This window comes from Bifidobacterium sp. W8104, from assembly GCF_016100735.1.
Lineage (GTDB): Bacteria > Actinomycetota > Actinomycetes > Actinomycetales > Bifidobacteriaceae > Bombiscardovia > Bombiscardovia choladohabitans.
The window spans coordinates 254,361-278,555 of record NZ_JACFRW010000001.1 but is presented as its reverse complement, the minus strand read 5'-3'; the positions used below and the strand labels follow the sequence as shown (position 1 = coordinate 278,555).

20 protein-coding genes are annotated in these 24,195 nt (G+C 63.5%); 16 read left to right on the top strand and 4 right to left on the bottom strand.

Going from position 1 to position 24,195, the window contains the following annotated elements:
• The first annotated feature begins 1 nt into the window (after window position 1).
• From H3U89_RS01125 to H3U89_RS01115, 3 genes are all read left to right on the top strand, one after another.
• Window positions 2-796, top strand: coding sequence for an isoprenyl transferase (locus H3U89_RS01125; protein ID WP_198176716.1), 795 nt, complete (start codon window positions 2-4; stop codon window positions 794-796).
• A gap of 166 nt (window positions 797-962) precedes the next feature.
• Window positions 963-2,393: an amidohydrolase gene (locus H3U89_RS01120; RefSeq protein WP_198178967.1), complete on the top strand. Its 1,431-nt coding sequence runs from the start codon at window positions 963-965 to the stop codon at window positions 2,391-2,393.
• 87 nt (window positions 2,394-2,480) lie between these two features.
• Entirely contained in the window at window positions 2,481-3,677 is a 1,197-nt protein-coding gene (locus H3U89_RS01115) for an MFS transporter (RefSeq protein ID WP_198176714.1), read from the top strand.
• 238 nt (window positions 3,678-3,915) lie between these two features.
• On the opposite strand, the gene H3U89_RS01110 is transcribed toward H3U89_RS01115, so the two are convergent.
• The 4 genes from H3U89_RS01110 to H3U89_RS01095 form a co-directional block, all read right to left on the bottom strand.
• Window positions 3,916-5,439: a glycoside hydrolase family 32 protein gene (locus H3U89_RS01110; protein WP_198176713.1), complete on the bottom strand. Its 1,524-nt coding sequence runs from the start codon at window positions 5,437-5,439 to the stop codon at window positions 3,916-3,918.
• Between the two features lie 50 nt (window positions 5,440-5,489).
• The gene (locus H3U89_RS01105) at window positions 5,490-6,782 is read right to left on the bottom strand and encodes an MFS transporter (RefSeq protein WP_198176712.1); all 1,293 of its coding nucleotides are present in this window, start codon (window positions 6,780-6,782) and stop codon (window positions 5,490-5,492) included.
• Window positions 6,783-7,065: 283 nt separating this feature from the next.
• On the bottom strand, window positions 7,066-8,139 hold the full coding sequence (locus H3U89_RS01100) for a LacI family DNA-binding transcriptional regulator (RefSeq protein WP_198178968.1): 1,074 nt from the start codon (window positions 8,137-8,139) through the stop codon (window positions 7,066-7,068).
• 61 nt (window positions 8,140-8,200) lie between these two features.
• The gene (locus H3U89_RS01095) at window positions 8,201-8,536 is read right to left on the bottom strand and encodes an MTH1187 family thiamine-binding protein (protein WP_198178969.1); all 336 of its coding nucleotides are present in this window, start codon (window positions 8,534-8,536) and stop codon (window positions 8,201-8,203) included.
• Between the two features lie 197 nt (window positions 8,537-8,733).
• Here H3U89_RS01095 and H3U89_RS01090 point away from each other — a divergent pair, with 197 nt between their 5' ends.
• The 13 genes from H3U89_RS01090 to H3U89_RS01030 all read left to right on the top strand — a co-directional run bounded on the left by H3U89_RS01090 (window position 8,734) and on the right by H3U89_RS01030 (window position 24,176).
• Complete coding sequence (locus H3U89_RS01090; RefSeq protein WP_198178970.1) at window positions 8,734-10,251, top strand: glycine--tRNA ligase; 1,518 nt, start codon at window positions 8,734-8,736, stop codon at window positions 10,249-10,251.
• Window positions 10,238-11,416 carry a tRNA dihydrouridine synthase DusB gene (dusB, locus tag H3U89_RS01085; protein WP_198178971.1) on the top strand — a complete coding sequence of 393 codons (1,179 nt, stop codon included), beginning with the start codon at window positions 10,238-10,240 and terminating at the stop codon, window positions 11,414-11,416. The genes H3U89_RS01090 and dusB overlap by 14 nt, the downstream gene beginning before the upstream one ends.
• Window positions 11,417-11,647: 231 nt before the next feature.
• Window positions 11,648-12,820, top strand: coding sequence for a cell division protein FtsZ (gene ftsZ / locus H3U89_RS01080; protein ID WP_198178972.1), 1,173 nt, complete (start codon window positions 11,648-11,650; stop codon window positions 12,818-12,820).
• Window positions 12,821-12,838: 18 nt separating this feature from the next.
• Window positions 12,839-13,306, top strand: a complete 468-nt coding sequence (locus H3U89_RS01075; protein WP_045935165.1) for a cell division protein SepF — start codon at window positions 12,839-12,841, stop codon at window positions 13,304-13,306.
• A gap of 41 nt (window positions 13,307-13,347) precedes the next feature.
• Window positions 13,348-13,632: a YggT family protein gene (locus H3U89_RS01070; protein ID WP_198178973.1), complete on the top strand. Its 285-nt coding sequence runs from the start codon at window positions 13,348-13,350 to the stop codon at window positions 13,630-13,632.
• Window positions 13,633-13,724: 92 nt separating this feature from the next.
• Window positions 13,725-15,029 (top strand): DivIVA domain-containing protein, encoded by a 1,305-nt coding sequence (locus H3U89_RS01065; RefSeq protein WP_198178974.1) that lies wholly within the window; start codon window positions 13,725-13,727, stop codon window positions 15,027-15,029.
• A 12-nt stretch (window positions 15,030-15,041) separates the two neighbouring features.
• Window positions 15,042-15,572: a signal peptidase II gene (locus tag H3U89_RS01060; RefSeq protein ID WP_198178975.1), complete on the top strand. Its 531-nt coding sequence runs from the start codon at window positions 15,042-15,044 to the stop codon at window positions 15,570-15,572.
• Window positions 15,569-16,498 carry an RluA family pseudouridine synthase gene (locus H3U89_RS01055; protein ID WP_198178976.1) on the top strand — a complete coding sequence of 310 codons (930 nt, stop codon included), beginning with the start codon at window positions 15,569-15,571 and terminating at the stop codon, window positions 16,496-16,498. Before H3U89_RS01060 ends, H3U89_RS01055 begins: the two co-directional genes overlap by 4 nt.
• Before the next feature lie 43 nt (window positions 16,499-16,541).
• On the top strand, window positions 16,542-20,099 hold the full coding sequence (gene dnaE, locus H3U89_RS01050; RefSeq protein WP_198178977.1) for a DNA polymerase III subunit alpha: 3,558 nt from the start codon (window positions 16,542-16,544) through the stop codon (window positions 20,097-20,099).
• 82 nt (window positions 20,100-20,181) lie between these two features.
• On the top strand, window positions 20,182-21,579 hold the full coding sequence (gene hisD / locus H3U89_RS01045) for a histidinol dehydrogenase (RefSeq protein WP_198178978.1): 1,398 nt from the start codon (window positions 20,182-20,184) through the stop codon (window positions 21,577-21,579).
• Complete coding sequence (locus H3U89_RS01040) at window positions 21,576-22,724, top strand: histidinol-phosphate transaminase (protein WP_198178979.1); 1,149 nt, start codon at window positions 21,576-21,578, stop codon at window positions 22,722-22,724. Before hisD ends, H3U89_RS01040 begins: the two co-directional genes overlap by 4 nt.
• Before the next feature lie 100 nt (window positions 22,725-22,824).
• Entirely contained in the window at window positions 22,825-23,427 is a 603-nt protein-coding gene (gene hisB, locus H3U89_RS01035; protein WP_024627238.1) for an imidazoleglycerol-phosphate dehydratase HisB, read from the top strand.
• Window positions 23,424-24,176 carry a hypothetical protein gene (locus tag H3U89_RS01030; protein WP_198178980.1) on the top strand — a complete coding sequence of 251 codons (753 nt, stop codon included), beginning with the start codon at window positions 23,424-23,426 and terminating at the stop codon, window positions 24,174-24,176. Before hisB ends, H3U89_RS01030 begins: the two co-directional genes overlap by 4 nt.
• Window positions 24,177-24,195: the final 19 nt, after the last annotated feature.

The following is a 24,195-nucleotide window of genomic DNA, read 5'->3' as shown; positions in this document are numbered from 1 at the left end:
CATGAGCTTTGACCCCGTCGACTACACCTCCCTGGATGTGCCTGCAGCCCCCTTCTCCGATCCCGCTCGTATCCCGCACTTCCCCGAGGGCTCAGTCCCGCGACACCTGGGTGTGATCATGGACGGCAATGGCCGCTGGGCCAAGCAGAGGGGCATGGAGCGCACCCAGGGTCACCGGGCCGCCGAGCCGGTGGTCTTCGACACCATAGCCGGAGCCATCGAGGCCGGGGTCCGATACCTGAGCCTGTATACCTTCTCCACGGAGAATTGGAAGCGCTCGCCGGCCGAGGTCCGCTTTCTGATGGGCTTCTCCCGGGACATCATCCACCGTAGGGTGGCCCAAATGGATGACTGGGGGGTGCGCGTGCGCTGGGCTGGCCGTCGGCCCCGGCTCTGGAAGTCGGTCATCGACGAGCTGGAGGCGGCCATGGAGCGCACCCGGCACAACACCAGGATCGATGTGATCTTCTGCATCAACTACGGGGGCAGGGCTGAGCTGGCCGATGCAGCCACCGATATCGCCCGGGAGGTGGCGGCCGGGCATATCAAGGGCTCCAAGGTCACCGAAAAGATGATCGCCCAGCACCTCTACAACCCAGACATACCGGACTGCGACCTGGTCCTGCGCACCTCGGGGGAACAGCGCACCTCCAACTTCCTGCCCTGGCAGGCGGCCTATGCGGAGCTGGATTTCGTACCCGAGCTCTTCCCCGACTGCGGGCGCGAGGTGCTTTGGCGGGCCATCGACGATTACATCCACCGGGACAGGCGCTTCGGCGGAGTGGACCAAGCTTGAGAAGACAGAGCTTCCAATTTTGTGAGGTTAACCATAATAGTCCAAATTCACAGGTCTGAACACTCTCGTAACACCCATGAAAGGTAGTCTGTGACGTATCACAGCGGAGCAGGCCATGTCCGCCGTGGAAATCAGCGCAGCAAACGAAACGAAGGAGTCGACAGGCGTGGACGACAAGCAACGCATCATGCAGATCATCGAGGACAAGTCACAGGAGTTCATCGAGGCCGCCGACCATATTTGGGGTACCCCCGAGACCCGATTTGCCGTGAAGGAGTCGGTCCAGCAGCACTACAAGGTGCTGGAGCAGGAGGGCTTCGAGGTCGAAAAGGGCGTGGGCCACATGGACTATGCCTACGTGGCGACCTGGGGTTCGGGCCGTCCGGTGATCGGCATCACCGGCGAATACGACGCACTGGGAGGTCTCAGCCAGGTGGCCGACCTGGGCGAGCACAAGCCCTTGGTCGAAGGCGGCAACGGGCAAGGCTGCGGCCACAACATTCTGGGCATGGCGGCCGTCGCGGCAGGCGTGGGCATCAAGACTTTCATGGAGGAGAAGGGCCTCAAGGGGACCATCAAGGTCTTCGGCTGCCCGGCTGAGGAGTCGGGCTATGGCAAGGCCTTCATGGCCAGGGATGGGGTCTTCGACGGGCTGGATCTGGCCCTGTCCTGGCATCCCTCGGATGTGACCCAGGCCTGGGGTTCCTCCAGCCTGGCGGTCCTGCAGGCCTACTTCGACTTCACCGGTGTGCCGGCGCACGCGGCTGCGGCTCCCGAGTTGGGCCGGAGCGCCCTGGATGCCGCGGAGCTCATGAATGTGGGCGTGCAGTTCCTGCGCGAGCACATGATCGATGCGGCCCGCGTGCACTACGCCTTCATCGACGCAGGCGGTGAGTCGGCCAACGTGGTGCAGTCCCATGCCCGGCTCTACTACTTCGTGCGCGCCCCCAGGATGGACCAGGCACAGGATCTGTTCAAGCGTGTGGAGAAGATCGCCCAGGGTGCGGCCCTGATGACCGAGACCCAGGTCAAGGAGGAGTTCGACGCGGCCTGCTACAACTTCATTCCCAACCATCCGCTGACCGAGGCCGTAGACAGGAACCTGGACCTCGTCGGCCCCCTGCCCTTGGACCAGCAGGAGCTGGACTATGAGCGCCGCTACACCGACACAGTCCCCGAGGCCGGCAAGCAGCGGGTGCTCAGCCGCACCAAGGAGGCCTTCCCTGATCTGACGGATGAGGAAGTCAGGAAGATGGCCGAGTCGACCATGGCCCTGAAGAAGTATCCACTGGTCTTCACCGATACGGCATCGGGATCCACCGACGTCGGCGATGTCAGCTGGCAGACGCCCACCGCCCAGTTCAGCGGCGGGTTCGAGCCCCAGGGCACCTCTGCTCACTCCTGGCAGTGGGCGGCCAACGGCAAGTCCTCGGTGGCCCACAAGGGTCTGCTGGCTGCGGGCAAGACCCTGGCCCTGACCGCCTACGATGCGTTTACCGACCCGGATCTGGTCAAGGCCGCCAAGGAGGACTTCGACAAGACCTTCGCCGGCCAGGAGTACAAGGTCGTCATCCCCGACGATGTGATGCCCCACTGACATACTGTTCGGCTGCCGCCTGCTCCGGGATCCCTGCGGATCACCTTACCCGGCGGCGGCCGGTTTCTACTGAAGGATGACAGACCAATGGCAATCAAGCAATCCTCAAAAACGGCGAGCGGAACGCTGATCTTTTCCCTGATGGCCGGTTACTCGATCGTGTACATGGACAAGAACATGATCTCGACCGCCATCATCCCCATCTCCGAGCAGTTCCACCTGGACTCGGGGCAGACAGGCATCATCATGTCGGCCTTCTTCCTGGGCTACTCGCTCATGCAGATACCCAGCGGCTGGCTGGCCGACAGGCTTGGGGCCAAGCGTGTGTTGATGGCCTCCATGATCATCATTGGTCTGTTCAGCTACCTGTTCGGCCTGGCCAATGGTCTGGCCTTCTTCATCATCGTCCGGTTCTTCGCCGGCATGGGCCACGGCGGCTACCCGCCCTCCTGCTCCAAGTCGATCGCGGAGAACTTCCCCCAGGAACGGCGTACCTTCGTACAATCCCTGATTCTGTCGACCTCGGGCATCGGCGGCATCCTGGCCTTCGTTCTGGGCGCCAACCTGGTCGCCATCAACTGGCACCTGGCCTACGCTGTGCTGGGCACCCTCTACCTGCTGGCCTTTGTCTGCATCCTGATTTTCGTGCCCTCCAAACCCCGCCAGCCCGAGGTTGGCCAGAAGCCCGGAACCAGGGGGGCGGGCTTCCTCGAAGTTCTGAAGAACCGGAACGTACTGGTCCTTTTCGTGGCCATGCTCTTGCTGAACATCCTCCTGTACGGCAACATCTCCTGGATGCCCACCTTCATAAAGAACACCTTCGGGCTTTCGATCGGTCAGGCAGGCATTCTGCTGGCGGTCAATGCGGTCTTTACGACCGTCGCCACCATCTACGCCGGTCAGCTGCTCTCGAAGCTCTTCCTGGGCAGGGAGAAGTTGGCCATCCTTGGTGCCGGGGTGATCAGCGCCGTCCTGGTTGTATGCTTCGTCTTCTCACGCAACATCTGGCTCTCCCTCCTGCTGCTGATCCTGGTATCCTGCGTCTCCGTGGTGGCCTTCACCGGCATCTTCACCTGGCCCCACAAGATCATGGACCCGCACATCATCGGCTCCGCCATCGGCATCATCAACACCGGCGGCACCCTGGGCGGATTCCTGGCTCCCATGATCATCGGCTACCTGGTCAAGGCCGCCGGCGGCTCCTTCGTCGGAGCCTTCATCTTCATGGGTGCGGCGGCCATCGCCTCCGGCCTCATGGCTCTGTTGGTCAGGGTCGGCAAGTGAAGCCAAGGGTTAGGCGGCCTCGTTCGGGCTTCAGGTTCCGAAGATCAGAAGCCTGGGCCAGGTCATGGCCGCCGGTCCATGGCAAGGAGTCATTGCCAAAGGACCATTACTTCTTCGAGGATCTCTGATTCTTTGGTTCTGACAATGGATGTCTGAGGCCGGCGCTTGCCAGACAAAAGGCCCGCCCCTGAGTGGATTTCAGGGACGGGCCTTTCCTGCGCCGACGAGGGGAGCAGGATCAGCGATCCGGCTCTTCCCAGATGGTGCCCAGCCTGGCGATGGAAAGGGAGTCGATCAGGGCCCTGCCCTCGCCGGATTCGGCGATCAGACGGATGCCACGCGGTCCTTCGGCGGGGAAGGAGTAGGAGGACATGACCTCCAGCCCGTCGTTGACGACGACCTCGATCGAGCCCCGGTCCACGATGATGCGCAGCTTGAGCCTGCCCGAGGACTTGTCGACGGGGGCAGTGCGGTAGCCCCGGTCCCCGTAGGTGTTGCAGTGGCGGTCAAGCACCACGCGGCCTAGCTGGTCGTCATAGCAGACCAAGGTGTGATCGCCGGATTGTGTCCTGTGGATCTCCAGACCGATGCGCTCGGCCTGCGACTTGTTCAGATCGATCTCCATATTGATGTCGGCGGTCTGCGCGTCGTTCACCAGATCCCGGCTGCCGTTGACCTCCAGCTCGATGGGACCGAAGTCCTGCTTGTCCTGGTCCAGGTCGGAGAACTCACGCACCGGCAGGCAGCGCAGGTGATCACCGGCCAGGGTGACCTCGCGGGGTACGGTGAACTGTCCGCACCAGCCATCCTCCTGCATGGGGATGGGCTCCGTGAAGGGGCTCATCCAGCCGAAGACCAGCCGACGGCCGTCAGGGGCCTGGAAGGTCTGCGGTGCATAGAAGTTATGGCCGTCGTCCCAGAGGTGGAACTCAGTCTCCTGATGGAAGTCGCCGCCGGGCTGCCAGCTGCCGATCACGTAACCGGCGTTGTTGTGGTTGCGGGCTTCGAACCCCTGGGGCTTCAGGCCCATGGCCGAGTAGCAGATCACCCACTTGTCCTCGAGGGGGAACATGTCGGGGCATTCCAGCATGAAGACCTCAGGGTCGGGGTGCCGGTAGATCACCCGGTCGAAGGTCCAGTGCTCCATGTCATTGGAGGTGTACATCCAGATCTCGCCGCGTTGTGCGGGGGTGCTGACTCCGAAGACCATGTACCAGAGCCCGCCCATCTTCCACACCTTGGGATCGCGGAAGTGCAGGATCTTGTCGTCCGGGCAGGGGATCACGACCCCCTTCTTTTCGAAGTGGATCCCGTCTGAGGAGACAGCCATGCACTGCTCCTGGAGGTTGCCGTCGTCATCGTTGACCCCGTTGCGCCAGCGGTGACCTGTGTAGTAGATGGTCAGACGGCCGTCGTCGCCCACCACGGCCGATCCGGAGAAGACTCCGTCCTTCTCGACCTCCAGGGTGGGCGCCATGGCCAGGGGCTCGCGCCGCCAGGTGACCAGATCGGCGCTGGACACATGCCCCCAGTGCATGTTGCCCCACTCGCTCCCGTAGGGATTGAGCTGGAAGTAGGCATGATAGCGCCCCTTGTAGTAGCTCAGGCCATTGGGGTCGTTGATCCATCCGGCCTTGGAGGCGATGTGGCACTGGGGATACCAGCGGTCATTGCGGGTGGCGAAGAGCCGGTCGATGCTCTTCTGGGCCTTGTCCAGTTGAGCGCTCATGTCGGCGTTTTCCTTGGTTGTTGGCTGGTTCATCCTTGAATCCTTTCGGGTTGGATGGGTGCTGATGATGGTTGGTATGGGGATCAGCCCTGGGTTACGGCGGACTTCTGCGAATCCCTGATGAAGGGATCGCCGTCCACCTGCTGGTCGTCGCGCTTGAGCACGAAGATGCCGTAAATCAAGGCGACCAGTACTACCAGTGAGATGGTGTAGAAGGTGACCTGGTCGCCGGCCCGGTCGTGGAGCATGCCCAGCGGGGTGGAAAGGGCCACCTGGCCGACCTGGGAGGCGATCTGGAAGCCCACCATGTAGAGGGTGGCGGACAGCTTGGGGTTGAAGTGCAGAGTGAAGTAGCGGAAGGCAGGCAGGCTGAAGAGCGGGACCTCAATGGAGTGGAAGAGCTTGACAACAGAGACCATGACCGGATCGTGGAAGAAGCCGCACAGGCCGATCCTGGCGAACATGACCGTAGCTCCCAGCAGAAGGGAGTTGCGCACGCCGATCTTGCGCATGATGATGGGAACCACGCCCATCATGGCTGATTCCAGGAACACTTGGATGGAGTTGAGGATGCCATAGACCTCGTGACCCTGTTCCGGGGTGGGGAAGAGGTTGGCATAGTAGTTGGGGAACATCTGTTGGTCGAAGACCGTGTAGAAGGTGTTGGTGAAGATTACAAAGACGATCAGGAGCCAGAGGGCGGGCATGCCCAGGACATGGATCATGTCGCGCAAAGAGGGCTGGGACTTTTCGCCCTCGGGGGTGGACTCCCGCTTGATCTCCTCGCGCTGCTCATCGGGGATCCAGAAGGCGTAGACCAGGAGCATGCACGCACCGAAGGCGGACCCCAGCCAGAAGTTGATCATCGGGTTGATGTTGAAAGTGAACCCTGCGATCAGAGCCACAATGGCGTAGCCGAAGGAGCCCCAGGCGCGGGACTGGCCGTATTCGAATCCGAATTTGCGGCTGTACCGCTCGGTGATGGCCTCGATCAGGGAGCAGCCTGACATGAAACCTGCGGATAGAACGATTGAACCGAGTACGGCGCCCAGGATCAGGTTGGAATGCATGAGGGGGGCGTAGATGAACTGCACGAAAGGTCCGACCAGCGCTGCAATGGCGGCGATGAAGATGGCGAGCCTACGCTTGACCCCCAGCTCGTCCTGTATTACCCCGTAGACAAACATTATTATCAGCGTGCCCACGGAGTTGATGGAGTAGATGTTGCCGACCTGGGTGTTGGTCATGCCAAGGCCGTTGATCAGCCATGGCGAGTAGAAGGACCACCAGATGCCCCAGGCGCAGAAGAAGAAGAATATTCCGGTAGAGGATTCCAAATATGATGGATTCCTCCACGCCGATAATTTGGTGGCCATGCTGCCCCTCTTTCCTTGTTGCGCACCGCTTCTCCGCAGTGCCTCCAGGTCCGATGCACTTCCTGTGTGCAGAGCGGATCCCTGTAGGTATAGTAGGTCGTCAATCGATTTACGTCAAACGATTGACGATTGATGATTGCTATGCGTACCTACGATCACGATGATCGGTTGGCAGGGGATGCCGGCTGATTTGCTATCGGCTATTGGCGATTGGCACCAATCCAGCCGGGATTAGACCTCGGTTCACCATCTTGCGAGGTGAAGGGGGAAGGGTGATTGTGGCTCAGCGGCTGGCTGGGCCCGGGTCCGAGGCGGCGTCGAGGCGGGTGGAGCCCTTGCGGATCAGGGCGCAATGGATGCGCACCCCGTCAGCTTGATCAAGCGGCGGCAGGACGGCACGGGTGTCGGGCAGCGGAAGAGCAGCGCGACGGGGATTGATTTGCGCCAGCAGTCGCCGCACCGCCCAGAAGCCCATCTCGTAGTGGGGGAGTTCGATTGTGCTTAGGGGAGGTGCCATGGTTTCGGCTATGACCTGGTGGTTGTCCACGCCCACCAGATTGAGGTCCCTGCCGATGGACAGATGGCGGGCTGCGGCCGCCTGGTAGAGGTAAATGGAGCGCGAATCGTTGAAGCAGAAGACCCCATCGGGGTGCTCGTCGTCCATCAGGTCGTTCGCCTGATCCATGGCATCCTGGTTGAATCCCGCCAGTCGGATCAAGGACTGGCCTGCAGGTAACCCAGCTTCCTTGAGAGCGGCCTGATACCCCCGCATTCTGTCTTCCTGCGCCGGCAGATCCTGTGTGGTGCCCAGGTAGGCCACCCGGCGGCAGCCTGATTCAATCAGATGGCGGGTGGCATCGTAGCCGATCAGAAACTCGTCAGGGGCGATGCTGGGGCAGCGGTCGCCCTGCTCCACCGCGTTGACCACCACGGCAGGGCAGGAGCGCAGAGCCTGGGGCAGGTCGACATTCTGGTCATACATCTTGGCGAAGAGGAAACCGTCCACCCCATAGCGCTTCAGGGCCTGGATCTGCTCGGCTTCCCGAACGCCCCCGTCGGTGGAGACGGTAAGAAGCACATAGCCGCGCTCCGCTGCCGCATCCTGCGCGCCCTGAATGATGGCGCCGGCGTATGGCGTGGTGGCTACTTGCTCGCTGATGAAGCCCAGCATGCCGGTCTTACTGGTCCGCAGCGACCGGGCCATGGGATTGGGCCGATAGCCCAGGGTCTTGGCGGTGCTGCGCACCTTTCGGGCGATCTCCGACTTGACCCTGCCCTTGTCGCGGCCGTTGAGCACCAGGGAGACCGTGGAGACGGACACGCCTGTGCGTTCGGCGATCTGCTTCATCGTGATCATGGGCACACCTTAACCCGCTCAGGCGATTTCAGCCCGGTTGATCTTCAGTGACAGTGAGATTTCAGCGGTTTTCCCCGGCCAGGATCCGGTCGACCCGCTCCACCTTCTCGTGGATCTGGTCCCGCTTGCCGGGACGGATGTCCAGCTTGAGGCTGACGCCGGTCCTGTACCCCTGTTCGGCCAGGACCCGTGTGGCCTCTTCCACGACCTCCATGACCCGGTGCAGATCACCTTCGACGACGGTGCTCATGGCGTTGGTCTGGTTGGGCAGCCCCGAGTCCCTGATGACCTTGATGACCTGGGCCACATAGGTTGACAGCTCCTCACCCTGGCCGGAGGGTGCAATCGTGACCTCGGCTACGGTGTTCAGATAGGACGGGTCGTTTACATCGGGCATATCGGGAACCTTTCCGCATCGATTGGTGTTGGCAGGCAGGATGCCCGGTGTCCCCTGCGGTCACCTGCGCGCCCTCCCGCACCTGCCTCGATGGTAGGCCTCCACGCTGACAGCAGGTCACCCGCCGAAGGTATGCTGGAGGCCGGTCATCAGGTCGTAGCCCCCAGGAGGGGGTTCCCGAGCAGAAGGTGTGATCAGTGGCAGTATCGAAACTGGATGAGGTCATCTCCCTGGCCAAGCGCCGAGGATTCGTCTTTCCCGCAGGGGAGATCTACGGCGGGACGCGCTCGGCCTGGGACTATGGTCCTCTGGGCGTGGCTCTCAAGGACAACATCAAGCGTGAGTGGTGGCGGACCATGGTGGTCACCCGCGACGACGTGGTCGGCGTGGACACCTCGGTCATCCTGCCCACGGCGGTCTGGGAGGCCTCGGGCCATGTGTCCGTCTTCAACGACCCCCTGATCGAGTGCCTGAACTGCCACAAGCGGCACCGGGCCGACACCCTGGAGGAGGCCTACGCCGAAAAGCACGGCCACGATCCGGAAAACGGCCTCAGGGACATCCCCTGCCCGGACTGCGGCACCAAGGGCCAGTGGACCGAGCCGCGCGACTTCAACATGATGCTGCAGACCCACCTGGGACCCGTCCAGGACGAGAAGAGCCTGCACTATCTGCGCCCCGAGACCGCCCAGGGAATCTTCGTGGACTTCAAGTCCGTCATGGCCTCCTCCCGCTCCAAGCCCCCCTTCGGCATCGCCAACATGGGCAAGAGCTTCCGCAACGAGATCACGCCCGGCAATTTCATCTTCCGCACCCGCGAGTTCGAGCAGATGGAGATGGAGTTCTTCGTCCACCCCGGCACTGACGAACAGTGGCATCAGTACTGGATCGACGCCAGGACCCGTTGGTACGTGGACCTGGGCGTCAAGCCCGGGAACCTGCGCCACTATGAGCACCCAAAGGAGAAACTGGCACACTATTCCAAGAGGACCGTGGACATCGAGTACCGGTTCGGCTTCCAGGGCTCCGAGTGGGGCGAGCTGGAGGGCGTGGCCAATCGCACCGACTACGACCTCAAGGCCCATGCCGAGCACTCGGGCGAGGATCTGAGCTACTTCGACCAGGCCAGCGGGGAACGCTACATCCCCTACGTGATCGAGCCTGCAGCCGGTCTGACGCGCTCGCTGATGGCCTTCCTGGTGGATGCCTATGACGTGGACGAGGCCCCCAACACCAAGGGCGGGGTCGACCGGCGCACCGTGCTGCGTCTGGACCCGAGGCTTGCCCCGGTCAAGGCCGCGGTCCTGCCCCTGTCCAAGAAGCCTGATCTGCAGCGGATCGCCCATGACCTGGCCGCCGACCTGCGCCAGAACGAGTGGATGGTGGACTACGACGAGTCAGGCGCCATCGGCCGCCGCTACCGTCGTCAGGACGAGATCGGCACGCCCCTGTGCATCACCGTGGACTTCGACACCCTGGACGACAAGGCGGTCACCATCCGCAACCGCGACTCCATGCAGCAGGACCGGGTGGCCCTGGAACAGGTGGAGGACTATGTGCGCCGGGTCGTCGGCGAGCAGCGTGTGCGTTACCCCATGGGCCCGTCCGACCTGACGGGTGCGCGCGCCGCTGACGGCTACACGGACCTGGCCAGCGAGCCGGGCACGGACGAGAGCGAACCCATCAAGGTGGCCGAGGCCGGTGGCCGGTACTGAGACTGATCGCCGGACCCCGAAGGTTGCCCCGGTGCAGCTGGGCCCCATAACCGTGCCTGTGCCGGTCATGCTTTCGCCTATGGCGGGCGTGACCAACTGGCCCTTCCGCCTGCTTTGCCGGGAGTACGGACCCGACGGACTGTATGTGGGGGAGATGGTCACGGCCAGGGCCTTGGTGGCGCGCAACCCCAAGGCCTTCAGGCTATGCCGCTTCGCCCCCCAGGAGAAGGTGCGCTCCCTGCAACTGTATGGGGTGGACCCTCAGATCATGGAGCAGGCCACCCGGATGGTGGTCGATGCCGGCTGGGCCGATCATATTGACATGAACTTCGGCTGCCCGGTCCCCAAGGTCACCAGACATGGCGGCGGGTCCGCCCTGCCCTGGAAGACCGACCTCTTCGCCGAACTGGTCCATCGTGTGGTCGCTGTCTGCTCGCCTGCCGGGATCCCCGTCACCGCAAAGATCCGGGTGGGCATCGACCACCAGCACGAGACCTTCTTGGAGGCCGCCCACATAGCCCAGGAGGAAGGGTGTGCCGCCGTCACTCTGCACGCCAGAACCACGGCTGAATACTATGGCGGCCATGCCGACTGGGACCGGATCGCCCAGCTGGTCCAGGCAGTCGATATCCCCGTCTTCGGCAACGGCGACATCTGGACCGCCGAGGATGCCCTGGACATGTTCGCCCAGACCGGCTGCGCAGGCGTGGCCATCGGCCGGGGCTGCCAGGGCCGTCCCTGGCTCTTCGCCGACATAGCGGCGGCCCTGGCCGGCTCCCCGGAACGGCAGGAGCCCACCCTGGGCCAGGTGGGGGCCATCATGGCCCGCCACGCCAGGCTACTGGTCGAGTTCTACGACGGCGACGAGCGCATGGCAGTCCATGATATGCGCAAGCACGTGGCCTGGTATCTCAAGGGCTTCGCCGTGGGTGGCCAGGTGCGCCGTGACTTCATGGCCTGCGAGAGCCTGGAGGACATGGACCGCTGCATCGCCGACCTTGACCAGGACATGCCCTATCCGCGGGCCGTGGCCGGCAAGCCCCGGGGCCGGGTCCGCTATGCCAAGAAGGTCCGCCTGCCCTATGGCTGGCTGGATTCGCGGACCACCACCCATCAGGAGCGCGAGACGCTCTTCGGCAACGACCCCATGGACGCCTCCTACTGAAGCCGGAAATATTCCCGTCACCAATCATGCGCATCCGGGTCTAGAATCAGGGTTTAGAATACGGACGGAACGGCGTGGAGGTTCTCTCGGAAGGCCAGGGCGGTTGGCTCTGACCTCCCGGACCCTGGGCCCACGGCCGTCAGGGAGGGTCGGAACGCCTGTGGGCAAATGCGTGTTGGCGTATATGACCTGCGCTAGAGTTGAGCGTAACGTGAGTGACGGGAGCATACTGTGAGCGAGATTGCCCAGAATGACAATTTCAATGACAAGACCAACATCAAGGTCGTTGGTGTTGGTGGAGCCGGTGGCAATGCTGTCAATCGCATGATCGCCGAAGGTCTGCAGAATGTCGAGTTTGTGGCCATCAACACCGATGCCAAGGATCTCCTGCGCTCAGATGCCGATGTGAAGATCTCCCTTTCCGATGCCAACAGCCGCGGCCTGGGAGCCGGAGCCGATCCGGAGAAGGGCGCCAAGGCCGCCCAGGACCATCAGTCCGATATCGAAGAGGTACTCAAGGGCGCCGATATGGTCTTCGTCACAGCAGGGGAGGGCGGCGGTACAGGCACCGGTGCCAGCCCCCTGGTAGCGCGTGCAGCCCGTCAGCAAGGCGCGCTCACCATCGCCGTGGTCACCCGTCCCTTCACCTTTGAGGGGCCCAGGCGCTCCGCTTCCGCCGAATCGGGCATCGAGAACCTGCGCAAGGAGGTCGATGCCCTTATCGTTATCCCCAATGACCGGCTTCTGGACCTCTCGGATCGCACGGTCTCGGTCATGGATGCCTTCAAGACCGCAGACACGGCCCTGCTGGCCGGCGTTCAGGGCATCACCGACCTGATCACCATGAACTCCTACATTCACGTGGACTTCTCCGATGTCACCGCCATCTTGAAGGATGCCGGCACCGCCCTCTTCGGCATCGGCGCAGCCCGGGGCGAGGATCGAGCCACCCAGGCCGCCGAGATCGCCATCTCCTCCCCGCTTTTGGAGGAGAGCATCGAGGGTGCCCATGGGGCCCTGATCAATGTGGCCGGCCCCACCGACCTGAGCATGCAGGAGGCCTCTGCCGCCGCCCAGCTGGTTCAGGATGCCATCCATCCCGAGGCGCAGATCATCTGGGGCCTGGCCTTGGACGATGCCTACGGGGACGAGGTGCGGGTCACGGTCATCGCCGCCGGGTTCGATCCCACCCCGAAGAAGGACGAGACCCCGGCTCCTGCAGTGGACACGACCACAGCACCGGCAGCGGCCACCCCGGTCCAGGAGCCCCAGCAGCCGCTGACGACCCCGTCCGCCCAGGCGGAGTCCGATGAGACCTCCGAACACGATGTGGTGCCCCCCGCCTCCGGCGATGACGGCACCTCCGACCCGGGATATCTGGATATCCCTGACTTTCTGCGGTAATCAGGCGAAGGAGCAGGTATGGCAGGATTGATGAAGAACGCAATGTCCTTTTTCGGCATGTCGGATGTCGTGGATGACGATGACGACGACCTGGCCGACGATGACGAGGCCCGCGATGGCTTCGACACCGATCACTCTGTGACTCCCATGGCTCCGCAATCCACCTCCAATAGCCAGGAAGCCGAGTCCACGCCCTTCCAGAGCCGGATCAACCGCATCACCACCATCCATCCCAAGTCCTACGAGGATGCCCAGATGGTCGGCAGGGCCCTGCGGGACGGGGTTCCGGTGGTCCTCAACCTGACAGGCGTGTCCGAGTCGGTGGCCTACAGGATCGTCGATTTCTCCGCCGGTGTGGTCTTCGGGGTGCGCGGGTCCATCGAGCGGGTCACCCCCAGGGTCTTCCTGCTCAGCCCCGCACAGGTCAACATCAAGGTGGAGGAGCCCGAGTCGGGTTCCTCGGCCAAGGGGCTTTTCGCCCAGTGACCGACGCCCTGGAAGCCGTGTCCGCAGGAGCCTGAAGACGCATGCTTGTTCCTTTTATTCGATATCTGATAGACATCTGCATTGAGACCTACCTGCTCATCCTCTTCGTGCGGATGATTCTGGACTGGGTCCTGGTTCTGTCGCCCAGCTGGTACCCCCGTGGCTTTGTGGCCTCGCTCATTCGGGTCATCTATGCCCTGACCGAGCCGCCCCTGCGCTGGCTGCGCCGGTACATCCGGCCCCTGCCCATGGGCAGGATCCAGCTCGACGTGTCCTTCATGGTGCTCTACGCCGCCCTGATCATCATCCAGGTGCTGCTGGGGTAGAAAGCAAGACCGCGGATACGGCAGACTCCGTGCTAGCATGCAGTAAGAGAACACAATCGGGCTGGTTGGCCTGAAGCGAGGTGGAGAAACATATGGCTCTATTGACGCCTAATGACATAAGGGAGCATACCTTCCAGACAGTGCGGTTTAAGGAAGGCTACGACGTCGACGAGGTCGACGACTTCCTGGATCAGGTCACCGATACGGTTGAAGCCCTGGGCAAGCAGGCCATGCAAGGCAACGCCGCTTCCACCCAGTCCCTGGGTACCGATGTGGCCTCGCTGAACTCAAAGATTTCCGACTTGACGGCTCAGGTGGAATCCCTGCAGACGGAGAACCGGGATCTGAAGCAGGCCCAGGGTAATGCCGCCCAGCAGCCTGCCGTGGATGCCCAGACCAAGCGGCTCCTGGCTGAATCCCAGAGCCAGGTCAAGACCCTGGCCTCCCAGAACGACCAGCTCAAGCGTCAGGTCGAGCAGCTCAACTCCCAGATCGACCAGCTGACCGCCCAGGCCGCTGCGGGCAACAACACCCAGGCGCTGACCAACCAGCTGACCGCCATGCAGAAGGAGCGCGACCAGGCCCGCCAGCAGGTTCAGGCGCTGACCAACCAGCTCAATGCATCCCAGCAGAGCATGGCCACGGCCCGCCAGCAGGTCACCCAGGCACAGAAGGCCTCTCAGCAGCAGCAGCAGCGCACCGAGCAGCTCAACAAGCAGCTGGAGGAGTCCCGCAAGCGTGAGGAGCAGCTGCGCCAGCAGGTTTCCAAGGCCGAGCCCTCCACGGAAACGGGCAGCCTGCAGCGGATCGCGGGCGCTGGCGCCGAGGCCAGCAGCGAACCCGAGAGAGCCACCGCCATGCTCACCCTGGCCATGCAGTTGCACGATCAGTACGTGGACAAGGGCAAGGCCAACGCCTCCCAGCTGGTCGCCGAGGGCCACGCCCAGCACGATGACATCGTCAAGAAGGCGGAGGACTACTCCAAGAGGACCCGCGCCGAGGTGGACGAGTACTCCAAGCGAGTCCACTCCGAGGCCGATGGCTACTCGCAGCGCGTACGCTCCCAGGCCGACGAGTACTCGGTCAAGACCCGTTCCGATGCCGATGCCTATTCCAAGCGCCAGCACACCCAGGCCGACGAGTACGAGACCCAGGTGCAGACCCGGGCGCAGGAGTACGACAAGAACACCCGCGACAGCGCCGATCGCTATGCCGCCGATGTCAAGAACAAGCTCATGGATCAGTCCAAGGTTCTGGAGGAGAACATCCAGGGGCTCAAGCAGTTCGAGGCGGGCTACCGCAGCAAGCTGACCGAGTTCCTCAACCAGCTGATCAACCAGATCTCGGACACCAGCAATTACCAGTCCATGGAAAAGAAGACCGAACAGGCTCACTGATTCCATCCGGTAATGACGAAGAACATAGACAAGGGACGGCTGCGCGGGCGCGTGGCCGTCTTCGTCGCTCTGGCGGCAGTGGCCATAGCCCTGGACCAGGTGACCAAGGCCATGGCCCTGGCCCGGCTGGGCAACGGTGTCAGGGTGGTCCTTCCTGGACCGTTGCGCGGACTGCGTCTGGTACGCAACCCCGGGGCTTCGCTTGGATTGGGTTCCGGGAGTACCTGGGTCATATCCCTGATCGCCCTGGCGGCCTGTCTGCTCATTATCGTTCTGGCTCTGCGCACCACCTCCATGGTCTGGACCCTGGTACTCTCCCTGGCCTTCTCCGGGGCGGCAGGCAATCTGATCGACAGGGTGGCCTATGCATCGGGCTTCCTTGACGGTGCCGTGGTCGACTTTCTGGACTACGGCTGGTCGGTGGGCAATGTGGCCGATATCTATCTGACCCTGGCAGGCGTGGCCGTGGTGGTGCTCATTTTCTGCAATGTGCGGTTCAGTGACCGGCCCGGGACGCCAGAACACGGGGGAGAGGCCAAGTGACCCGGCTTCTTCCCGCGCCGGATGCCCTGGTGGGTCGGCGCCTGGACATGGCCCTGTCCAAGATGCTGGGCCTGTCCAGGGCCAAGGCCAGCGATCTGGTGGCACAGGGCCATGTGCGGATCATGGGCCGCCGGGTGAACAAGGCCACCACCCTGATGAGCGGCGATCTGATAGAGCTGGACGAGCCCGAGCCAGCCGAGCAGGTTGAGCCGGTGGCCGAGGACATGCCCGTGGTCTACGAGGACGAAGACGTGGTCGTCGTGGACAAGCCGGTGGGGGTGGCGGCGCATCCCTCCATAGGCTGGACCGGCCCAACCGTCCTGGGCAGCCTCCTGCAGCGGGGCACCCACATCACCTCCATGGGGGCACAGGGCCGTCAGGGCATCGTCTCCCGCCTGGACGCGGGCACCAGCGGCCTCATGCTGGTCTGCAAGTCCGACCTGGCCTACAAGGAGATGCGCCGGCAGTTCGCGCGGCATGAGGTGGTCAAGATCTATCACGCCCTGGTCCAGGGCAATCTTACTGAGGACAAGGCCACCATCGAGGCCCCCATCGGCCGGGCACGTGTCTCGGACTTCCGCTTCACGGTCACCCCTGCCGGCAAGGAGGCCATCACCCACTGGGATGTGCTGGAGCGCTTCGGCTCGGCCACCCTGGTCAGCGTCAATCTGGAGACCGGACGCACCCATCAGATACGCGTGCACTTCTCCTCCATAGGCCATCCCCTGGTGGGCGACCACATGTATGGGGCCAACCCCGACCTGGCGGAGCGGCTGGGCCTGAAGCGGCAGTGGCTGCACGCCATGCGCCTGGAATTCCGCCATCCCCGTACCAAGATCTGGACCAAGGTGGTCTCCTCCTATCCGGCTGATCTGCGCCGCTCCCTGCAGATCGAGCGTCAGAGCGCCTCCGGTATACGCAGCTAGCGGACTCCGGCGATTCGGCCAGGGTCCTGGGTAAGTTGGAGATATGTCCTCAACCCGGTCAGACTTCGTTCACCTTCACACCCACACCCACTATTCCACCCTGGACGGGGCCAGCAGGATCCCCGACCTGGTCGCCGAGGTGGGACGTCTGGGACAGCCGGCCGTGGCCATCACCGACCACGGCAACATGCACGGGGCCTACGAGCTTTGGCGGACGGCCGTGGACGCCGACATCAAACCCATCATCGGCATCGAGGCCTATGTGACCCCTGAGACGGCCCGCCAGGACAAGAGCCGGGTCCACTGGGGAACCGACGAGCAGCGTTCGGACGATGTCTCCGGCGGCGGCTTCATCACCCACATGACCCTCTGGGCCAGCGACGATACGGGCCTGGTCAACCTGATCAAGGCCTCCTCGGTGGCCAACCTGGAGGGCCTGGTCGGCAAGTGGCCCCGCATGGACAAGGACCTGCTGTCCACCTACCACAAGGGGGTCATCGCCACCACCGGCTGCCCCTCGGGCATCGTCCAGACCAGGCTGAGGCTGGGCCAGTTCGACGAGGCGCTGCGGGCCGCCGGGGAGTTCCAGGACATCTTCGGCAAGGAGAACTATTACGTGGAGCTGATGGACCACGGGCTGGAGATCGAGCATCGGGTGACCAAGGATCTGCTGGAGATCGCCCGTCGTCTGGATGCCCCCCTGGTGGCCACCAACGACTCGCACTATGTGCGCAAGGAGGATGCCTCGGCCCAGGACGCCCTGCTCTGCATCAACTCGGGGTCCCGGCTGACCGACCCTGGACGCTTCAAGTTCGACGGCACCGGCTACTACATCCGCTCGGCCCAGGAGATGCGTGAGATCTTCAAGGAGTTCCCCGAAGCCTGCGACAACACCCTGGAGATCGCGGAACGTTGCAACGTCATGTTCGACGACCACGAGGACGGGGCCTTCATGCCCCGTTTCGACTGCCCGGAGGGCTGGGACGAGACCTCCCTCTTCCTGAAGAAGGTGGACGAGGGGTTGAAGAACCGCTACCCGGACGGGGTGCCCGAGGAGGTCTCCCACCAGGCCGACTACGAGTGCGGGGTCATTTGCCAGATGCAGTTCACCGGGTACTTCCTGGTGGTGGCCGATTACATCAACTGGGCCAAGAACCACGGAATCATGGTGGGGCCGGGCCGTGGATCGGCGGCAGGATCCATGGTGGCTTACGCCATGGGCATCACCGAGCTGGACCCGCTCAAGCACGGCCTGATCTTCGAGCGCTTCCTCAACCCTGAGCGCGTCTCCCTACCCGATATCGACGTGGACTTCGACCCCGAGGGGCGCATGAAGGTCCTGGACTACGTGGCCCGCAAGTACGGCTCCGACAAGGTGGCCCAGTGCGTGACCTATGGCACCATCAAGACCAAGCAGGCCCTGAAGGACTCGGCCAGGATCATGGACTACGAGTACTCGGTGGGCGATCAGGTCACCAAGGCCCTGCCGCCTACGGTCAATGGCAAGGACATGAGCCTCAAGGAGATCTTCGATCCCCAGTCCAAGCGTTACCCGGAGGCCAAGGAGTTCCGCGACCTGTACGAGTCCAACCCGGACGTCAAGCGGATCACCGAGGAGGCCAAGGGCATCGAGGGCATCATCCGCCAGACCGGCGTGCACGCCTGCGCCACCATCATGGCCTCCAACCCCATCACCAATACCTCGCCGTTGATGGAGCGCACCGACGGCACGGTGACCACCACCTTCGAGTACCACACCTGCGAGACCCTGGGGCTGGTCAAGATGGACTTCCTGGGGCTGTCCAACCTCACGGTCATCAGGGACACGGTCAACAACATCAAGCGCAACGGCAAGGAGCCCATCAGTATCGAGAAGGTCCCCCTGGACGACAAGGAGACATACCAGCTGCTGTCCAGGGGCGACACCCTGGGTGTCTTCCAGCTCGATGGCGACGGTATGCGATCCCTGCTGCGCATGCTCAAGCCCGACAACTTCAACGACATCTCCGCCCTGATCGCCCTTTACCGGCCGGGGCCCATGGATATGAACTCGCACATCAACTATGCCAAGCGCAAGAACGGGCTGCAGAAGATCGAGCCCATCCACCCCGAGGTGGCCAAGCCCCTGGCGGGTGTGCTGGACGAGACCTACGGCCTGATCGTCTACCAGGAGCAGGTCCAGTCCGCAGCCCGGATTCTGGCCGGTTACTCACTGGGCCGAGCCGATGTGCTGCGAAGGGCCATGGGCAAGAAGAAGCCCGACGTCCTGGCCAAGGAGCAGGTGCCCTTCTTCGAGGGCATGAAGGCGCATGGCTACTCCCAGGAGGCCGCCCAGGCGGTCTGGGACGTCCTGGTGCCCTTCTCCGGCTACGCCTTCAACAAGGCGCATTCCGCGGCCTACGCCCTGATCGCATACTGGACCGCCTACCTGAAGACCCACTATCCGGTGGAATTCATGGCCGCCCTGCTGCAGAACGAGCGGACCAACAAGGACAAGACCGCCCTCTACCTGGGCGAGGCCAGAAGGATGGGCATCCGCATCCTGGCACCCGACATCAACGAGTCCGTGTCCGAGTACTCCGCTGTCGGCGACGTGGTCCGCTTCGGCCTGGGCGCCATCCGCAATGTGGGCGACAAGGTGGTGGCGGACATCATCAAGGAGCGCCAGGGACCCCGGGGCAAGTACGTCAACTTCATGGACTTCGTCAAGCGGGTGCCCATGGAGGTGCTCAACAAGCGAACCGTGGAATCCCTGATCAAGGGCGGCGCCTTCGACAGCATCGACCCCAACCGGAGGGCCCTCTTCCAGATCCACGACGAGGCCGTCGATCAGGTCATGCCCATCAAGCGCAAGCAGGCCGAGGGCCAGTTCGACCTCTTCGCCGATGCCGATGAAGACCAACCCCAACAGGACGCACTGGGCGATGCCCAGGTGACCGTGCCCGACATCGACGAGTGGGACAAGTCCACCAAGCTCAACTTCGAGCGGCAGATGCTGGGCCTGTATGTGTCCGACCACCCGCTGAGCGGCATGACCTCGGTTCTGGCCGGCATGCGCGACATGTCCATCGCCCAGCTGCTCAACCGGTCCAAGGGCATGGACGGCAAGGCGGTGACCCTGGCCGGGCTGGTCACTGCAGTGGACCGCCGGGTCTCCAAGAAGGGCAATCCCTGGGCCATCGTCACCATCGAGGACCTGGAGAGCTCCATCCAGTGCATGTTCTTCGGCAAGGTCTACGACGCCCACTCCGACGACCTGGTCCTGGACTCGGTCATCCGGGTCAGGGGTGTGGTCGAGCTGCGGGACGAGGCCACCAATATCCGCGTCAACGATATGGAGGTGCCCGTCCTGGAGTCGGCGGACGAGCGGCCTCTGACCATCACCCTGCCCAGGCAGGCCCTGGATCGGGGGCACATGGAGCGGCTGGCCCGGATACTCAAGTCCCACCCCGGCTACTGCCAGGTCCGTCTGGCCGTCACCGACGACCGGGGCAATGTGCGCCTGCTGACCTTTGGCGACGGCTTCCGCACCAGGCACGACACCTCCATGATGGCCGAGATCAAATCGGTCTTCGGGCCCTCCTGCCTGCCGTCGGCCTAGGACGCGTCCGGAACCGTCTCACCATTTGGGACGGCGGTGAGTCGCTGGCTTTGGCGACACAAAAGTTCACTACCATCAAAGTATGTCAAAGCTCATGATGAGAACCATGGATCTGCGCGGGAAGACCATGTCCCGCGCCCAACTCCTGGCCGCCATGCCCCGGGCCGATATGGGTACCCGGGAGGCCAGCGCCCAGGTGCAGCCCATACTGGACCAGGTGCGCAAGCACGGGGCTGCGGCCCTGCGCGACCTGGAGGAGAAGTTCGATCATGTGCGTCCCCATGATCTGAGGGTTCCGGCATCGGCCATGCAGGAGGCCTTGGATGGGCTGGATTCCAAGGTCAGGGCGGCAATAGAGGAGTCCGTCACCCGCATCCGTAAGGTCTGCACCACCCAGGTGCCCAAGCCCATGGCCACCGACCTGGCACCCGGCGCCCGGGTCAGCGAGCGGTGGATCCCGATCGAACGCGTAGGCCTCTACGTGCCGGGAGGCAAGGCCCTGTACCCTTCCTCGGTCATCATGAACGCGGTCCCCGCCCAGATTGCCGGCGTTGATTCCCTGGCCGTGGCCACGCCGCCCGCATCCGACGACCCCCGCGGTCTGCCAGCGGCCATCATCCTGGCTACCTGCGCCATCCTGGGGGTGGACGAGGTCTATGCCGTGGGCGGCGCCCAGGCTGTGGCCATGTTCGCTTACGGGGCCAAGGGATCCGAGCCTCAGGACGGGGAGATTCTCTGCGACCCGGTCGACAAGATCACCGGCCCTGGCAACATCTTTGTGGCGACAGCCAAGCAGATGGTCTCCGGCATGGTGGGCATCGACGCTGTGGCCGGACCCACGGAAATCGCCATTCTTGCCGACGGTCAGGCCAACCCCGACTGGGTTGCCGCAGACCTGATCGGCCAGGCCGAGCATGACGAGCTTGCCGGCTCGGTGCTGATCACCGACAGCCAGGACTTGGCCCAGGGCGTTCAGGAGGCTCTGGAGCGCAGGGTGCCTCGGACCGAACACACCGACCGGGTGCGCACATCTCTGGGTGGCAACCAGTCGGGAATCATCCTGACCGACGGGATCGACCAGTCCATCGACGTGGCCAATGCCTATGCCGCCGAGCACCTGGAGGTTCAGACGGCCGATCCTGACGCCGTCATCGACCGGATTCGAAACGCCGGAGCCATCTTCCGTGGCCCTTACTCTCCTGTGCCCCTGGGCGACTACATGGCCGGGTCCAACCACGTCCTGCCCACCGGCGGAACCGCCCGCTTCGACGTGGCCCTGGGAGTCCACACCTTCATGAAACCTGTCGAAGTCATTGAGTACGACCAGGAGGGGCTCAAGCCCATCGCTGCCAAGATCAATGATTTCGCGGTATCCGAGGACCTGCCCGCCCATGGCGAGTGCGTCCTGAGCAGATTCCTGGACGACCCCTACGACAAGGCCGACCTGGAAGCCAACGAAGAGAAGGCCGGTCTGCGGTGAGTGCCATACCAGCCGATCTTCCCCTCCGTGCGGACCTTGTGGGGGAGGAGCCCTACGGCGCCCCCCAGCTGGATGTCCCGGTCTGCCTGAACGTCAACGAGAACCCCTACCCCCTGGACCAGGAGGTGGTCGATGCCATCTGCCAGCGCGTGCGCCAGGTGGCCCCCGGCCTCAACCGCTATCCGGACAGGGAGCATGAGGAACTGCGGCGGGCCCTGGCTGCCTACCTGAAGAAGGAGTCAGGGACCTCGCTCCAACCCGGGCAGCTCTGGGCGGCCAACGGGTCCAATGAGATCATGCTCCAGCTCTTCCAGGCCTTCGGTGGGCCGGGCAGGACCGCCCTGGGCTGCGACCCGACCTACTCCATGTATCCCGAGTACGCCCGGGATACCTTCACCGACTGGGAGCTGGCCCATCGGCTGCCCGATTTCAGCCTGGATGTTGAAACGACCATCGAGTGCATCAAGGCTTTGAGGCCAGCTATGGTCCTGGTGACCAGCCCCAACAATCCCACTGGGACGCCCCTGCCCATGGATCAGCTGACCAGGCTCCTGGAGGCCTGCTCCCAGGTCCCTGTAGCGGGCGCGGATCCGTCCGCCCGGCCCATCGTGGTCGTGGACGAGGCCTACATCGAGTTCCGAGACCCGGGTACGTCCTCGGCGGTCAGCCTGATCGGGCAGTACGACCACCTGGCCGTCAGCCGGACCATGTCCAAGGCCTTCGCCTTCGCCGGCGCCAGGGTGGGCTACCTGGCTGCATCCCAGGGAATAATCGACGCGGTCCGTATCGTCCGGATGCCCTACCACCTGAGCGCGCTGACCCAGGCTGCGGCCCTGGCTGCCCTGGAACACACCGACCTCCAGCTGGCTCGTGTGGATCAGCTCCGCCAGACCCGTCGGGAGACCGCCGAGTGGCTGGCCGGGCAGCAGTTCCACGGCCGACCCCTGATCGTGATCCCCTCGGCCTCCAACTTCATCCTCTTCGGCATCTTCCCCGACCGGGATGCCGTCTTCGAGGCCATGAAGGATGAAGGCGTGCTGATCCGGGCCGTGGGTCCCCAAGGGTATCTGAGGGTCTGCATGGGCACGGACGAGGAGATGGAGCGATTCCGGCAAACCCTGGTCCATGTCCTCAAGCGGTTCTAGGAGGATGCAGACCAGCGGCACGGCTATGCTGGTGGTCTAGACGCCGTGCAGGAGCCACAGTGCGGACTGGAGTGCGCGGCAAGAAAGCGGAGGAGCAGCAATGGCAGGCAGAACAGCCACCATCACCCGCCAGACCAGTGAATCCAAGGTGAGCCTGAGTCTGGACCTGGATGGCACCGGAGTGACCGATATCGACACCTCGGTTCCCTTCTATGACCATATGATGACGGCCCTGGGCAGGCATTCCCTGATCGACCTGACCATCAAGGCCAGCGGGGACACCCAGATCGACGTCCACCACACCGTCGAGGACGTGGCCATCGTCTTTGGCGAGGCCCTGGCCCAGGCCTTGGGGGACAAGCGGGGCATCAAGCGCTTCGCCGATGCAACCGTTCCCCTGGACGAGGCACTTGCCCGAGCCGTGGTCGATATTTCCGGCAGGCCCTATGCGGTCTGCACCGGTGAGCCGGAGGGGTTCGAGTACGCCATGATCGGCGGGCACTTCACCGGTTCCCTGGTCAGGCACGTCATGGAGTCCATCGCCCTGCACGCCGGCATCTGCCTGCACCTGACCCTCTTGTCGGGCAGGGATCCGCATCACATCGCCGAGGCTGAATTCAAGGCCCTGGCCAGGGCTTTGCGTTTCGCCGTGGAGCCTGATCCCAGGGTGAAGGGCATCCCCAGCACCAAGGGGTCGCTATGAGCACTGATGAACACGACAACAACGACAACAAGGATCAGGACCTGCCGGATTCCGGCCATCATCTGAGCGAGGAGGAGGTCGAACGGGCCCTGGCCAGCTTTGAGGCTGAGTTCAATCAGGACCAGGACCAAGCGGATCAGCCGGTTGAGCACTCCGAATCGAGCGTGGACGACGAGGCTGGGCTGAATTCCGAGCCTGCTGACCAATCGTCAGCGGAACCGGACGGGGCTGATGGCGTTGAGGCTGATTTCGATCAGGAGCTGGAAGGCCTGATCGGCAACCGGGCCAAGGCCGCCGTCATGGTGACCCGTCTGGCTTCGGCGGAGCTTCTGGCGGCCTTCTGCCAAATCTCCGACATTTCCGCCTGGTGCATCCAGGCCCGTGAGGGTGCCGTGGCCGTCCTGAGAAACCTGGACGGGGACGGACCCGAGGCAGCCATCCGCGATCTGACCACGGTCGTATCCGGGCTCAGCGCCATCCTGGCGGTCAACCGGGCCGACAAGCTCGAGGTGACCCTCTGGATCAGCGGGAAGTCGGGGCAGACGCTTGCACCGCCCATCCTCTTTGCCGCCACCGCCGACTTCGTAGAGGATCTGATGATCGGGACCACCACGGTGGACAGGCTGCGCCAGGACGGGGCCGCCGTCTTCGACTCGGGGGAGTACAACCGCGAGAAGGCCATGGGCATCATCGCCTCGCACACCAGGTTCGGTGCCGGCGGATCGACTCGCCAAGGCCGCGTCGAGTAATCGAGTCGAGTAGAAGTTC